Genomic DNA, 15,515 nt, shown 5'->3' with positions numbered 1-15,515 from the left:
TGTAATAGGTATTGCCCATAAAGTTCCCTTTTTTGCTTAAAAATTGGTTGTGCCTAAAAATTGGTAAACCGCCTAAAATTGCTAAAAAATTGTAGCACATTGGCTATCGGCTATTGGTGGAATTTTTGCAAAGTTCCCGCCATGACGACTCGCCAAACTTCGAACTTGCTTAGCATACACCCGATTGGCATCCGCCAACATCTATCCAGCTTCTGCCAATAAATGAGTTTGAAATGCTTAACGATTAGCCGCAAAAAGCCAGTATAATACGCGGATAATATAAAATTTTTTCTGTATTTTGACACTGTCTTATATTTTGATACTAGCCTGTATTTTGACAGCATATTTTAACAACATAAAGATAAGTAATCCTATGACTGCAACTGCCCTACTTGATACCGATCACATCAACACCGACAAGCCGCCGTTTATCTTGGTGGACGGCTCGTATTATATGTTCCGCAATTTTCACGCCTTACCTGTCACCATGCAAACCACCCAAGGCTTGCACACCAACTCCATCCGCGGCACGCTCAACGCCCTCAAAAAACTGATGGAAAAATACCGCCCAACCCACATGGCGGTAGCGTTTGATACCAAAGCGCCCACCTTTCGCCACAAGCTTTCCCCCATTTATAAAGGCGACCGCCCAGAAATGCCCGCCGAACTTGCCGAGCAAATCCCTTATATTCACAAGATGATACAAGCGATGGGCATACCCCTCCTCGCCATTGAAGGCGTAGAGGCTGACGACATCATCGGTACACTCGCCCACCGTGCTTGCCTAGAAGGTCATCATGTCATCATCTCCACAGGCGACAAAGATATGTGCCAACTGGTCAATCCTTGCGTCATCGTGGAAAACAGCTTTGATGACAAGCGTTACGACATCGCAGGGGTCAAAGAAAAATTTGGCGTTGAGCCCCGTCAAATCATCGACTATCTCACCCTCATGGGCGACGCGTCGGATGGTATCAAGGGTGTCGCAGGCATCGGCGCAAAAACCGCGCAAAAACTGCTTGAGCAATACGACAGCATTGACAATATCCTTACCAATGTCGACCAATTAAAAGGCAAGCAACAACAAACCTTTTTGCAAAGCACCGACAGCATTGCGCTGGATAAACGCTTGGCGACCATTATCACCGACCTTGATATCGTGCCTGACTGGGAGACTTTGCGACTACCGACTGACCCAAGTTTTAACATAGAAGAAAAACGCGCAATTTTTACCGAATTAGAATTTAAAAGCGAAATAGCGTCGCTCAATCATCCGTTTCACCCATCCAATAACGGCAATTTTAAAGCCGCTGAGTCTGCTCAAAATGCTGTGGTGGAAGCGATTAAAGCGAGCCAAGATAGCAAAAACCCTGCCAACAAGCAGTGGCACACTGTCACCAGCCAAGCCGATTTTGATACGTTAATCCAACGCCTTGGCGCATCAAAGCATTTTGTCATTGATACCGAAACCACCGATGTGAATTGGCAACATGCCGAGCTTGTCGGCTTGTCGTTTGCGCTGCAATCGCATGAAGCCTATTATGTGCCTGTTGCCCACGTTGATGAGATGGGCAATCGGATTGAACAACTTGCCCGCGACGATGTTTTAGCCCAGTTAAAACCGATTTTGCAAAATCCACAAATCGGCAAAATCGGTCAGCACTTAAAATACGACGCGCATATTTTGGCAAATTATGATATCGACTTAATCAACGAGCCGAGCAACTGGGCAATGGATACCATGCTTGCCAGCTATGTGATTAACGCCGTTGCTACCCGTCACGGTATGGACGACTTGGCACGTCACTATCTACATACCCAAACCATCACCTTTGAAGATGTGGCAGGCAAAGGCGCCAAGCAAATCACCTTTGACAAAGTCCCTTTAAACGTGGCAAGTGACTACGCCTGTGAAGACGCTGATATCACCTATCAGTTATTTGAACTGTTTAGCGAAAAACTCAAAGCCGAACCGAACAACGCCAAGCTGCTCCATGAACTAGAAATCCCTGTTGCCCAAATCCTGTGCCAAATGGAGCATGATGGGATTTTGCTCAATAAAGCGTTTTTGGGAGAACTATCCGCGCGCTTTGATGAAAAAATCCAAGCACTTGAAACAGTCGCCTTTACGCAAGCGGGCGAAACCTTTAACCTTGCCAGTCCAAAGCAGTTGGGTGAAGTGCTGTTTGACCGCTTAGGCATTGCAGGCGGTAAAAAAACCAAAACAGGGCAATACTCCACCAGTGAAGCGGTGCTTGCCACCATCGACCATCCGCTGATTGAAACCGTGCTTGAGCATCGCAGTCTGTCCAAGCTTAAAAGCACCTACACAGACGCGTTGGCAAACGTGGCGGACAGCAACGACCGTGTACATACCAGTTATCATCAAGCGTTGACGACCACAGGACGGTTGTCATCGACTGAGCCGAATTTGCAAAACATCCCGATTCGCACCGATACTGGGCGGCTCATTCGTGGCGCGTTTATTGCCCCCAAAGGTCGCAAAGTGCTATCAGCCGACTATTCGCAAATCGAGCTTCGGCTGATGGCACACTTTGCCAATGATCCTGTGCTAATCCGCGCGTTTCAGGAAGGGCATGACATTCACCGCGCCACCGCCGCTGAGATTTTGGGCAAGGCGTTTGATGATGTGACGAGCGAAGAACGCCGCCAAGCCAAAGCGGTCAACTTTGGGCTACTCTACGGCATGAGTGAATTTGGGCTTGCCAAGCAGTTGGGCTTTACTCGCCAGCAAGCGCAAGACTATATCAAGCTGTACTTTGCCCGCTACCCTACGGTACGTGCCTATATGCAAGCCACCCGCACGGCTGCCCAAAATCAAGGCTATATCACCACGATTTTGGGGCGTAAGCTATTTACCCCCGATATGCAGCACCCCAACCGCGGCGTGCGCCAAGCGGCAGAACGCGCGGCGATTAATGCGCCACTACAGGGCAGTGCTGCCGATATCATCAAACTTGCCATGATTGCGGTGAATGAGGTATTGCCCCAAGACCATGCCAAAATGCTATTACAGGTGCATGATGAGCTGGTGTTTGAAGCGGATGAGGATAAAGCCGAGGCGATTGCCGAGTTGATAAAAAACGCCATGCAAGAGGTGCTATCTAAGACAGCCAAAGATAAAGGCTGGGATGTGGATTTTGCGGTGCCGCTTGTGGTTGAAGTGGGCATTGGTGATAATTGGGATGAGGCGCATTAAGCTTTATTAGTAGTTGAGTAAACCGATTGGCTCAATCCGAATTTGTCAGTTATACTTTGAGAAAAGCGAATAAGGAGAGAGACATGGCGCAAATTGTTTTAACCCTTGATGATGAGGTACTTGAGCAAGTTTTGCACCAAGCCAAAGCGGAAAACTTGTCGTCTACTAGTTGGCTTGATAAGCTAATCAAACAACGTGTTGGTATGTTTAATCAGCCTAATAAAGTCAATTCTCACTGGTCGTCTGACGTGCAAGAACTAGCAGGAGCGTGGCAGGATTTTCCAACTTTGGAAGACATTCGCCTTTTTAAATAAGTTTTTTAAAGTTCATATGAAAACCCACAGATTTTGTGGGTTTTTTATTACGTTACAAATTATCTACTAAAACTTAAACGGTGCTTTACTCTATTTCGACGATTTAACGCTTCTGCTCGATATACCGAAAAGGTACGCAAAGCTAAACGTTTTGGCTTTTTGGCGGTTGGAGTTGAGCTTGAAAATGCCGAAAGTTCATTAATTGATTGAGCAAAAGCAGATTGTTCTGACTGTTGAAGTCGTCTTTCTAACTCATCTGCTGGTGTCGATTTAATCTCTTGAACAACGGCATTTAAGATTTCTTGATTAATCATCATGATATCCTGTAATTTATGCCAATTGATTTAACTATTAAGACATTCTTTGATAAAAATATCAATAGGCTTTTTGATAATGAACGCAGGAAAGGCATTTGCAAACGGTACTTTTCTTAAATTTGGTACTGATAAATTCATGCGACAAACAGTGAATTGTTGATTCGATACTCGTTCTAATATGTTAATAAAATCGTCCAACTTTGCACCATAAGTGGCTTCATCATATAAACCGATTGGATAAGCGTCTAAAAACGCTTCATATAACGCGATATCTCCCACAAAATCTAGTAATTCTTCTTCAGGAATATGTATTTCGCAATCAAATTGTACTAATGAACAATCTTGCTTTCTGTCGTATATATTGGCTTTATTTAAAGCAAAATCCCACCATTGTTTTGATAATTCTAAAGCGTTTTTTCGATTACTTTCATAGTTCCAAAAATATAATCCACTGCCCGCTTTACCAGAATTTTCTTGTGGCACAATAAATCCATTTTTATTGATATTTTTCGCATGGTATGCGGTTGTAGCGTGAATGCCTTTTAGTATGAGCAATTTTTATATCTCTTTCATAAAATACTATGTTTAAATAAATCGAATTAAATTCTCGCTTCTAATTTCAAAGGTAAAGATTTATTTATCCTACTTTGCGTTTTAAGAAATATTAACTTCCAAAACATAAATTGGTACTAACTTTTCTAACAGTTGCTGGCTGTTATTATCAGATTTGTAAGCTGTTCTATGGGTAATGTAATGCTCCTTTACTTTGGTCAATTTGGCACCAGAAGCAAAAACTACTTCTTTTTCATGTCCTTTATCAGTTCCTTTCTGTTTAAATACATAAACATTCGTTCTTGGGCTTAAAACTCTTAAAACCATTATATCTATTCTTTCATTATCATAAGCTTTACCACACCACTCAGCATTACGTAAGGCTACTTGCGGACAAAAAGTTGTAGATAAAGGTCTATCAGTAATTATTGTGTCAGTTGAATGATTATACCAATAACCACCATGAATTAGAGTCTGCCCTACACTTAATTTAATACCAATGTTATTAATTTCTTTATCAACATTAAAAACATTACAACGAGCATACCGATTTTGATAATTCCATAAAAATTGGGGTATTTTAGATGGCATATAACTTCGCCATACCTTGAAAACTTTACTTTTTTCAATTATGTCATCAATGGCAAATTCCAATTGATTATCTTCACCTTTATTCGCCATATACATAGCAGATTGCAAATGGTTTTCTAAAATAATTTGATAAATTGGAATACCACGAGTAACTAAGTTTAAATCGTAATTTGATTGCCTTATTTCATCTTGTGTGGCATTCCTATATTTTTGTAAAACAAGGTTTTCTTCAAAAATATTAAATAGTGGTAGATAGACATTCATAACTTTACCTTAATTGCAAAAAAAGGCATAACAAGACTCAATTATGCCTAATTTTTTCAAATAGACTTAAATTACAAACTTCTTAACTGCTCAATTTGTTTATGCATTTCGGCAAGTTGGCTATCCATCTCAGCTAGTTTCGCTTTCTCGCTTTCCACCACATTGGCAGGCGCTTTGCTCACAAAACTTTCATTAGAAAGCTTACTACGCAGACTTTCTGCTTGTTTAGTAAGCTTTTCTTGCGCTTTGGCAAGGCGATTAAGCTCCGCCGTTGGGTCAATCAAGCCTTTCATCGGCACGAGCACTTTTAACTGCCCGACCATACTCGATGACGACAACGGTAACTCTTTATCAGAGCCGTCACCCGCATTCACAATAGTCAGCGTATCGACTTTGGCAAGCGATTTGAACTGATTTTCAATACGGCTAAGACGGGCGGTTTCCTCATCGCTGATGTTATCAAGTAGCACAGGCAGACGCACCGCATTGCCAAGCTTCATTTCACCGCGGATGTTACGAATCGCCCCAATCAGCGCTTGTAGCCACGTCATGTCATGCTCGGTCTGTAGGCTGATTAGGCTGTCATCCGCTGTTGGGAAGGCAGCCGTCATGATACTGTCAGTCGCTTTTTTATCGATGATAGGGGCAATGGTTTGCCAAATGCTCTCGGTGATATACGGCATAATCGGATGGGTAAAGCGCATGGCGACTTCAAGACAGTTGAGCAGCACATAGCGGATTTGGGCTTTACGCTCGGCACTCACCGACTCATCGTTTAGGCTCGATTTGGCAAGCTCGACATACCAGTCGCAGTATTCATTCCAGATAAACTCATAAATATCTTGGCTCACCAAGTCAAAACGGTACTGGCTCATGTGCTCATGGATGGCTTTCACCGTGGAGTTTAGACGGCTCATAATCCACTGCTCTGGCAATTCCCACAACTCAGTATTGGCAGTTTTGTCGATGTTTAGCGCATTGCCTTCTTTATCGACACAGTTCATCAGCACAAAACGGGTGGCGTTCCAAATTTTATTACAAAAATTGCGGTTGCCTTCAATGCGCTTGAGGTCAAAATTGATGTCACGTCCCGTACTTGCCAAGGAGGTAAAAGTAAAGCGCAGCGCGTCCGTGCCAAACGCAGGGATACCGTCGGCAAATTCTTTGCGCGTGGCTTTTTCAATTTTTTGCGCGTCTTTGGGGTTCATGAGACCTGTGGTGCGTTTGGCGACTAGGGTTTCTAAATCAATGCCGTCAATCAGGTCAATCGGGTCAAGTACGTTGCCTTTGGATTTGGACATTTTTTGCCCTTGTCCATCACGCACCAAGCCATGCACATACACCGTCTTAAACGGCACTTGCGGGTTGCCGTCTTTGTCTTTGATAAAGTATAGGGTCATCATCATCATACGGGCAACCCAGAAGAAAATGATATCAAAACCTGTGACCAACACGCTGGTTGGGTGGAAGGTTTTGAGTGCTTGGCTGTAGTCGTCAAAGTTTAGCTCACCTGTCCAATCCAGGGTGCTAAACGTCCACAATGCCGAGCTAAACCAAGTGTCTAGTACATCACTATCTTGGCGCAGCGCTAGGCTATCAGCAAGGTGGTATTTTTGGCGGACTTCCGCTTCATCACGCCCGACGTAGATATTGCCCTCGTCATCGTACCACGCAGGGATACGGTGTCCCCACCAAAGCTGACGGCTGATACACCAGTCTTGGATATCGCGCATCCACGCCATATACATATTTTTATATTGGGCAGGGACGAACTCGGTGCGCCCGTCTTCCACCGCCTCGATGGCAGGTTTTGCCAGTTTTTCGATGGACACATACCATTGGTCAGTGAGCCACGGCTCAACGATTTCACCACTGCGGTCACCTCTATGAGCTTTGATAGTATAATCTTCAACTTTATCAAGCCACCCTTCTTTTTCAGCTTGCTCAACTAATTTTTTTCTTGCATCGAACCGATATAATCCCCTGTATTCTTCTGCAATACAGTCATAACCATTATATCCATGTTGAGTAAAATTAGTTTTTACCCCATTTATTTCTTTGGATTCAAATTCATCAGGTCTATGCGATTGACTATTTCTTTGACTTGATTGTTCTAAATCAAACATCGGATTAGACAATAAGTTTGCATAACTATCAAAGATATTAATCAAGCCATCATCTGCAAGTTCATTTTCTCTAATAATAAATACGCCAGAATCTTTATGACGTTTCCAAACCTCATAATCATTAAAATCATGAGCAGGAGTAATTTTTACACAACCTGTTCCAAAGTCTGATTCCACATAGTCATCGGCAATAACTGGAATTAATCTTCCTGTAATTGGTAACTTTAATGTTTGCCCAATTAAATCACTATATCTTTCATCTTTAGGATTAACAGCAACTGCAATGTCACCAAACATTGTTTCTGGTCTTGTAGTTGCTACAACAAGATAGTTTTTCCCATCTTTAGTTTTAGCATTTTCATTAGAAAAATAATATCTAAAATGCCATAAAAATCCTTTCTCATCAGTTTTTTCAACTTCCAAATCTGATAAAGCTGTTTGTAATTTAACATCCCAGTTGACTAGACGTTTACCGCGATAAATCAGTCCATCTTCGTACAGACGCACGAACACTTCTTTGACGGCATTGGACAAGCCATCATCCATGGTAAAACGCTCACGGCTCCAGTCCACCGAGCTACCTAGACGGCGGATTTGGCGGGTGATGTTGCCACCACTCTCGGCTTTCCACTCCCAAATCTTTTCAAGGAATTTTTCACGACCTAAATCATGGCGTTTGATGCCTTGGGCGTTCAATTGACGCTCAACAACCATTTGCGTGGCAATCCCTGCGTGGTCGGTACCTGGTTGCCAGAGGGTATTTTCGCCCAGCATTCGGTGATAGCGGGTGAGCGTGTCCATGATGGCATTGTTAAAGCCGTGCCCCATGTGCAGTGAGCCTGTGACATTCGGCGGTGGCAGGGCAATAGAAAACGATTGTTGTTTATCATAGCTTGGCTGAAAGTAGCCTTTGTCTTCCCACACTTGGTACATGCCGTTTTCGACGTCGCTTGGGTTGTAAGCGTTTTCTAAAGACGTTAAGGCTTGGGCGATTTGATGTTGCGTGCTCATAGATGGTCAACTTTTGCAATAAAAAAGAAAGGAATGTCAAAAAGGTAATTAACGGATTTTACCGTAAATTGCCTAGATTGTAGAGTATTTTGTGGGTAAGATAGCGGTTGATAAAATAATAAATGGGTTAATAACTCGTAAGGTTTGCGTTATGCACTTAGAATCTCTAAAGATTAAGAACTTTCGGATTTTGGAAGATGTGACAATTGAGAAATTGGGTCATGTGAATTTGATTGTGGGAAAAAATAATTCGGGGAAAAGTACCGTTCTTGAAGCCTTAGCTTTGTTAGCAAGTGGGTTTAATCCTGAAGTAATGCTATTTATTTCAAATAATAGAAATGTATATCGTCATCTAAATACAAAAGACACAGAATCTAAGGTATTTTCAATTGAAAATATCATAAGTAAATCTAATGAGAACCCTTTTTTGAATTGGACTTATATTGGAAATCAAAGCCATTATTTAACTTTTGGTTATGTTAAGAATGGTAAAAATAATAATTTGGACATAGATAGAGAAAGAGGATATTCATTTACCTATTTTATTGATGATAGAAATTTTATGAACTTTGAAGTCAAAGCTATGAGTAATAGAGCTTTATTTATGGATATGTCCGAAAATTCACATCATATGAAAAAGAAAGCTTTTAATTTTGGTTATATCACTACTAATAACATTGACTTAAATTTGTTTGCTTCTTCATGGGATAAAATTGCATTAACAGATGATGAAAATTTAGTTTTGGAAATGCTTAAGTTGATTGATAGCGATATAACTAACTTGGCTTTTCTAAGTTTGGTGGATTCTGAAACAAGAATACCATTTGTTAGACTTAAAAATATTGAAACAAGAATACCATTACATCAAATGGGTGATGGAATTTTCAGACTATTACAGATTATTTTAGAAATTCCAAAGTCAAAAAATAGTATCCTTTTAATAGATGAATTTGAAAACGGACTACATTACAGCGTTCAGCCCAAAGTTTGGGAACTTATCTTTGAACTCGCCCACCGCTTTAACATCCAAGTATTTGCCACTACCCACAGTTGGGACTGTATCGAAAGTTTTTCCCAAGTCGCCAAAGACCGCACCGACATGGAAGGCGTATTATTTCGCATGGGTCACAGCGTCCGCAAATCTGATAAAGGCAAACTTATCGCTACCGTATTTGATGAAGATGACTTATACAATCTAACCAAAATGAATATTGAGGTTAGATAATGATAAAGCACCTTATTGTTGAAGCAGAATCAGATAAATTATTTATCCAAACTTTTTTGCGTCATGAAAATCTAAACCTTCAATTAAACATTGACGTAGCAACACCCCAAGACCTTGAGCCAACCGCCTACACGACAAAACAAGCAGTATTGCAACAGCTGCCAAGGTTAGTAAAACTTTTAGAAACAGGACAAGTAAGCCATATTGGTATTTTGGTTGACATGGATTTTACTGATAAAACCGATATTAAAACCCAAAATCTACGGCAAATTAGCGAGCGATTAAACCCATTAGGATTTTATCAATTCCCACAACAAAATGATGAATTAGGTATTTATTTTGAAAATTTAGATTACGATAACCCAATTGGCGTTTGGCTAATGCCAAATAATCAAGATGAAGGCTATCTCGAAACTTGGATAAAAATGACGATGCCAACGAATGAACAAAATCATTTTGGACAAATCGAAAACTTTATCCATAGCCTTGGAACAAGCCATTTTAAAAATCCTACCACATCACTGGATAAAGCACGGATTTATACATGGCTTGCCACCCAATCAAAACCCACCCAAGATTTATCAAAAGCCTTGGCACTAGCTGACCCAAACACCGCTACCTACCAAAATTTTAAAAACTGGCTTATTACCACATTTGGATAAAGCAAAAAACCGCCATTTTAAAGGGCGGTTTTTATTAAAATCAATCCATTTTACCAGGCACAGGATTATCCAAAATTGTTTGGGTTTGTTTGGCGCGAAAATCACTGATTTTTTGCGCAAGCGTGCTATCACCAATCGCCAAAATTTGCGCTGCCAGTAGCCCTGCATTTGCCGCACCCGCTGCCCCGATGGCAAGCGTACCCACCGCCACCCCTTTGGGCATTTGCACGATGGATAGCAAACTGTCCCAACCGCTTAGGATGGAGGACTTGACAGGCACGCCAAGCACAGGCAAATCTGTCTGAGACGCACACATCCCGGGCAGATGCGCCGCGCCGCCTGCCCCTGCGATAATCACAGACAGGCCGCGAGCTTTGGCAGTTTTGGCATAGTCAAACAATCTATCAGGGGTGCGATGTGCCGATACCACTTCACACTCAAAGGGCACCCCAAAATCCGCTAACATTTGCGCGGCGTTTTGCATGGTTTCCCAGTCAGATTGACTACCCATGATGATACCCACTTTGGCTTGACCTTGTGGCGATGGGATGGGAGGTGGTAGCTGGTGTGTCTGGGCGTTTGGCTGACTTGCTGACATGGAAAATTCCTTTTGCCAAAAAATTGACGGACTTAAAATAAAAAAACGTGCATGAAATGCACGGTTAAAACTTAATATAGCATGATTTTTTACCCTTGAAAATCAAAATCTATGAGGTAACTATATCACCACATTGGCGGGTACTCGCGGCTTTTGTTCAGGAGCAAATTGTTGGTGACTGAGCATGGCTAGCTGCGTCTCAATCGTATCGCACATCATCCCTAGCGGCAATTCGTTTTCCCCCGTACCAAACGGCTCGCTGATTTCATCGACGATTTCATTGAGCGCCATAAAGGTGTAGCCAACAAAGCTAACTACAAATGGCGTTACCCAGCCAATCGCATTGCCCAGTCCAAACGGTAGCATAAAGCAATACAGATACACAGTACGATGCAGCAGCACAAAATAGGCATAGGGAATCGGTGTGTTATTAATGCGTTCACAGCCCGCTTGGATATGGGCAATCTCCCCCAAGGTGTTATCCAAGCTTTGCCATTGCCAAACATCGATTTTTTGCTCGGCTTGCCAGTTGGCGAGCATCTGCCCCATGATTTGGGTCAAGCGTAACGCAATAAAGTTTTGCCCAACCACGGCTTGCTGTTCTTCAACCGTTAATAGCCGCTGCAGATTTGCTGTATTATCCTCAGCCCGTAGCTGTTGGCGTAGACTGTGCACAAAAGCGATTTGATGACGGATAAAGGCTTGTTTTTCCGCCATGCTGACATTCGGCAGTGTCAGCACTTGGCGTGCAATATTGCGGCTTAGCCAAACCAGCGTGCCCCACAGCTTGCGCCCTTCCCAAAACCTGTCATACGCTGCGTTATTACAAAACCCGTGGAAAATCGCAAGAGAGATACCGAGTATCGCAAACACCGAAGGATTGAGCGGTACAGGCTCGGTGGCGATATGGGTTTGATAAAAATAGATGAAAAAGGAGAAAATAAACAACAAAACTTGTGGCACAATCAGCCGTTTAAAATACGAGCCTTGCACCACAAATAGCATCTTTAGCGGCTCAATCGGACGTCGAATCATACCTAACTCATCTTAATCGTTTGCTCACTGGCTATCATTTTTAGCCGTAAGCTTTAAACAAATGTTTTAATTTATGTTATACCCAGTTTAGCTTTGGGTTAATGCTGATATTGAATAAAATTCGCTGAGGTCAAAGCCGGATGATCGGTATCAAATTGATAAGCCGTCAAAAAACCATCTTTGGCAGCAGAATAATCCACACAGACCACTTGATGACTAAGCAGCTCAGGCGTGCCATTGAGCCAATAATGCCCGACAAAAATAGGTTTATCATGGTCAAGCCCAAACAAAATCTCAGCAGTCAAGGTATCTTTAGGGATATGAATCAAATCCTCTTGACTGGCGCGCGCAATCTGGTGAATCGGCTGAAACGACAAACTAGGCTGCCACCACTGCACGCGTACATTTTTACGTTGATGACCTTCTTTATCGACCAAATGAATGCCTTCAGGTAGCGGTGCTTCCACACCTTTAAGCACTCTTTCCAGTGCCTCAAAAGGTGGCGTGCCTTCCTCACTGGTTTTTTGTAGCGCAACGGGCGTCAAGCGATTGTCTATCGTTAACAGCGGCTTTAACATCGCCATCGCATCACTGTCCCAACAAGCATGCACAAAACACGCATCATCCAATGCTAGCCACAGCGGTAATTCATAAAACCGCTTGAGCCAAAACTGGTGCAACTCACTACCAAACCCTACTTCATCAAGAAACGCTTGATGCTGCGAGGTATTTTTATCATTATGTTGTCGTAAATATTGGCTTGCATCGCGGGCATCGGGTGTTGCGTAAGCTAACGCATTATACTCGTGATTACCCATGATCGCGAGCGCTTGCCCGTGGTCAATCATCGCAAATACGATAGATAAGGTTTGCAGCTGTTGACTGCCCCTATCAATCAAGTCGCCTATAAAAATCGCTTGGTGATTAGGAGGCGCTTGAAAACACTGACCATCATGTTGATAGCCCAACTGCGTCAGTAACCCAATGAGTTTATCTGCCTGACCATGCACATCACCAATCACATCATAAATCATATTTTTTACCTTTTACTGCTTTTTACGACTTTACCGTTAACCAGCCAAGCGACTGTTAACTAGGCAACCTGTGGCTGTACAACCTATGAATGGGCAAGCTGTAATCAGGCAAGCGGCGCCACGCAATTTTTTGCCCCCAAATGTTAGCCACCAAAGCCTAAAAATCTTGGGTGCATTAATTGGTTAAAAAAATGCGCCACAATACCGGGCTCAATGGCAATCGTGGCTAACATACCAAAAATACCACCCACCAAATGTGCCGAATGATTGATACTACCGCGACCTTGCCCATCCGCCCACACACTATACGCCACATACGCCACCGCGAACACAATCGCAGGTACAGGAATCACAAACAGCAACAATGTCGACCACGGATTCATCAAGATATAGCTAAAAATTACTGCTGAAACAGCGCCCGATGCGCCTAGACTGCTATAGCGAGGATTGTTCTTTTGTTTTAGATAGGTTGGCACAATCGCCACCACCAAAGCGGCAAGATAAAACAGCACAAATCCTAGACTGCCGAGTTTGGACATGAACAATCCCTGCACCGCTTGTCCAAACGAATACAGGGTAAACATATTAAAAAATAAGTGCATCCCATCGGCATGGATAAAACCATGGGTGACAAAGCGATCGACTTGCCCTCGCTTCACCGCAGGCGGATAAAAAATTAACCTTTGCATCAGTTGGGGTGATTGCCAAGCTAATAAACTGACAACCACCGTAATGATAATGATAAATAAAGTATGGTTAGAAAAAAGTGACATAGCACCTCAAAATAGCAATAAATAATGATAAGTAGGATTATGATAAAGATAGCGTATTATCTCAATAAGCCAAATGTGAATTTATTGATGATAGGTAATACATAAATCTGCCTTGCAGTATAACGTTCAATTTGCCGTATGAAACTAATGACAAACCCTTCAAATTTTAGCAACACACCTTTACCCAAGTTTACCCAAAATGGGGAAGATTTGAATTTTTAACACAATATTTACGCAATAGTTACCTTAACATAACTGAAGGCGTGCCGATTTTGCTTTAATTTATTAGCTATATTTGAGTAATACTGCAAAAGACTTAACAAAATCTGTTGAATTGCGGCAGTCTTTCTCAGTATTGTTAAGCGTAAACTAAATAGCAATGCAATAACAAACCCAACAACCATAAATAATAATTTTTGAAAACATATAATAGAATTATTGGCTAGTGTGCTGGATATAACAATAATACATTGGTTTTATGGTGGTTGATAACCCTTTATTTTTTTGAGGATTGAATTATGAATATCATTGAACATTTAACCCGTACAGTAACACCCGTTCTTTTAAATAATGCAACTGACGAAAACCGCTCATCTTTATTAGAAAAATTATACGCTATTATGGTTGCCCGTCTTGCTGACGGTACCATCTCCAACAGCTTTGCTAATGCAACCATCGCTGATGATGACCATGGCTTTTTTGACCGTGTACTACCAGATACTACCCACCGTACAGAGCTAGTCCAACAGCTCTCACGTCATTACAGTGTACCAGAGCAAGAAACTAGTTCGTTGGTAAGCCGTGCTGCGCCGCTGGTACTGCGTGAATTACGCTCACTTGCAGGTACGACACCGCTCAATACTTTCTTATCAAACAATATTGCGTCTGTGGCTTCTGTGATTCCTGCTTGGGCATATGCATTTATCCCAGCGGGCATTTTGACCATGTTGAATTTGTCGCCTGCGCATGCAGCCACCACGCCTACTGTCCAAACGACCACTCGTACAGAGGAGCATTTGGTTGCTACGCCTAAACGCGATGAAGGTGGCTTGATGAAAATGTTACTGCCAATCATTGGTTTATTAATTTTAGGCGCACTTGCTTGGGCATTGTTAAAATCATGTAACAAAACTGAGCCAGTCGCGACGCCAGTTGTGGCTTCTACCACTGCGTCAACAACGACAACCACTACCACGACTGAAGTCTCTGCGGCAAGTGCAACAGATACCTCAGCCCTAGCTGTGGCGTCCGCTACTGATACCGCTGTTGCAAGTATGCCAATGGCTTCTGGCACAACGATGACGACCACTGAAACCACTGCGACAACTATCTCTAGCACTGAGCCTTCAGTGGTATTTGAAAATGGTCGCTTAAGCTTCTACTTTGCTACGGGTAAAGCACAAGTTGCTGGTAATGCCAAAGAAAAAGCCAATGATATCCTTGAAGCCGCTAAACAAGGTAAAAAAATCGGTATCAGTGGTTATACAGACAGCACGGGTAATGCCGCTGCCAATGAAAAATTAGCAAAAGAGCGTGCCCAAGCGGTTAGATCATTCTTAGTAGCTAATGGTGTGCCACAATCACAACTTGAATTGATCAAACCACAAGACACGACAGGTGCTGCAGGTAAAGACCAAGAAGGCCGCCGTGTCGATGCATACATTGTTGATGACAATGCAATTCCTGCAACCGGTACCACAACCGTTACAACCGTTGCAAGCCCAGCGAATTAAACCACCTTTCACGGTTGATTCATCGTTAAAAATCCTCGATAAGTTATCGAGGATTTTTTT

13 protein-coding genes are annotated in these 15,515 nt (G+C 42.5%); 5 read left to right on the top strand and 8 right to left on the bottom strand.

The window, feature by feature from the left end:
* The first annotated feature begins 373 nt into the window (after positions 1 to 373).
* The gene (gene polA, locus H9W84_RS02285) at positions 374 to 3,220 is read left to right on the top strand and encodes a DNA polymerase I (RefSeq protein ID WP_239741500.1); all 2,847 of its coding nucleotides are present in this window, start codon (positions 374 to 376) and stop codon (positions 3,218 to 3,220) included.
* A gap of 83 nt (positions 3,221 to 3,303) precedes the next feature.
* On the top strand, positions 3,304 to 3,534 hold the full coding sequence (locus H9W84_RS02280; protein ID WP_099807592.1) for a hypothetical protein: 231 nt from the start codon (positions 3,304 to 3,306) through the stop codon (positions 3,532 to 3,534).
* Positions 3,535 to 3,593: 59 nt separating this feature from the next.
* Here the strand turns inward: H9W84_RS02280 and H9W84_RS02275 are convergent, their stop codons facing one another.
* From H9W84_RS02275 to H9W84_RS02260, 4 genes are all read right to left on the bottom strand, one after another.
* Positions 3,594 to 3,848, bottom strand: a complete 255-nt coding sequence (locus tag H9W84_RS02275; protein WP_099807591.1) for a hypothetical protein — start codon at positions 3,846 to 3,848, stop codon at positions 3,594 to 3,596.
* A gap of 30 nt (positions 3,849 to 3,878) precedes the next feature.
* Positions 3,879 to 4,334, bottom strand: a complete 456-nt coding sequence (locus H9W84_RS02270) for a hypothetical protein (RefSeq protein WP_157819353.1) — start codon at positions 4,332 to 4,334, stop codon at positions 3,879 to 3,881.
* Positions 4,335 to 4,505: 171 nt separating this feature from the next.
* The gene (locus tag H9W84_RS02265) at positions 4,506 to 5,258 is read right to left on the bottom strand and encodes a hypothetical protein (protein ID WP_099807589.1); all 753 of its coding nucleotides are present in this window, start codon (positions 5,256 to 5,258) and stop codon (positions 4,506 to 4,508) included.
* Between the two features lie 71 nt (positions 5,259 to 5,329).
* Positions 5,330 to 8,395 (bottom strand): valine--tRNA ligase, encoded by a 3,066-nt coding sequence (locus H9W84_RS02260; protein ID WP_239741499.1) that lies wholly within the window; start codon positions 8,393 to 8,395, stop codon positions 5,330 to 5,332.
* 151 nt (positions 8,396 to 8,546) lie between these two features.
* On the opposite strand from H9W84_RS02260, the gene H9W84_RS02255 reads away from it, so the two are divergent.
* Together H9W84_RS02255 and H9W84_RS02250 are read left to right on the top strand one after the other, a co-directional pair.
* Positions 8,547 to 9,620: an AAA family ATPase gene (locus H9W84_RS02255; protein WP_050325498.1), complete on the top strand. Its 1,074-nt coding sequence runs from the start codon at positions 8,547 to 8,549 to the stop codon at positions 9,618 to 9,620.
* Positions 9,620 to 10,282: a DUF3226 domain-containing protein gene (locus H9W84_RS02250; RefSeq protein WP_060995081.1), complete on the top strand. Its 663-nt coding sequence runs from the start codon at positions 9,620 to 9,622 to the stop codon at positions 10,280 to 10,282. Before H9W84_RS02255 ends, H9W84_RS02250 begins: the two co-directional genes overlap by 1 nt.
* 40 nt (positions 10,283 to 10,322) lie before the next feature.
* On the opposite strand, the gene purE is transcribed toward H9W84_RS02250, so the two are convergent.
* The 4 genes from purE to H9W84_RS02230 form a co-directional block, all read right to left on the bottom strand.
* Entirely contained in the window at positions 10,323 to 10,880 is a 558-nt protein-coding gene (gene purE, locus H9W84_RS02245) for a 5-(carboxyamino)imidazole ribonucleotide mutase (RefSeq protein WP_095356172.1), read from the bottom strand.
* Between the two features lie 120 nt (positions 10,881 to 11,000).
* A complete protein-coding gene (locus H9W84_RS02240; protein ID WP_239741498.1) occupies positions 11,001 to 11,915 on the bottom strand; it encodes a bestrophin family protein in 915 nt (304 codons plus the stop codon).
* A gap of 98 nt (positions 11,916 to 12,013) precedes the next feature.
* Positions 12,014 to 12,949, bottom strand: a complete 936-nt coding sequence (locus H9W84_RS02235) for a metallophosphoesterase (protein WP_239741497.1) — start codon at positions 12,947 to 12,949, stop codon at positions 12,014 to 12,016.
* A gap of 143 nt (positions 12,950 to 13,092) precedes the next feature.
* The gene (locus H9W84_RS02230; RefSeq protein WP_060995078.1) at positions 13,093 to 13,722 is read right to left on the bottom strand and encodes a rhomboid family intramembrane serine protease; all 630 of its coding nucleotides are present in this window, start codon (positions 13,720 to 13,722) and stop codon (positions 13,093 to 13,095) included.
* A gap of 518 nt (positions 13,723 to 14,240) precedes the next feature.
* Here H9W84_RS02230 and H9W84_RS02225 point away from each other — a divergent pair.
* A complete protein-coding gene (locus tag H9W84_RS02225; RefSeq protein WP_239741496.1) occupies positions 14,241 to 15,455 on the top strand; it encodes an OmpA family protein in 1,215 nt (404 codons plus the stop codon).
* The last annotated feature ends 60 nt before the right edge of the window (positions 15,456 to 15,515 follow it).

This window comes from Moraxella tetraodonis, assembly GCF_022359095.1.
Taxonomy (GTDB): Bacteria; Pseudomonadota; Gammaproteobacteria; order Pseudomonadales; family Moraxellaceae; genus Faucicola; species Faucicola tetraodonis.
The sequence above is the reverse complement of the archived record's forward strand: the minus strand, read 5'-3'. Positions and strand labels throughout refer to the sequence as shown.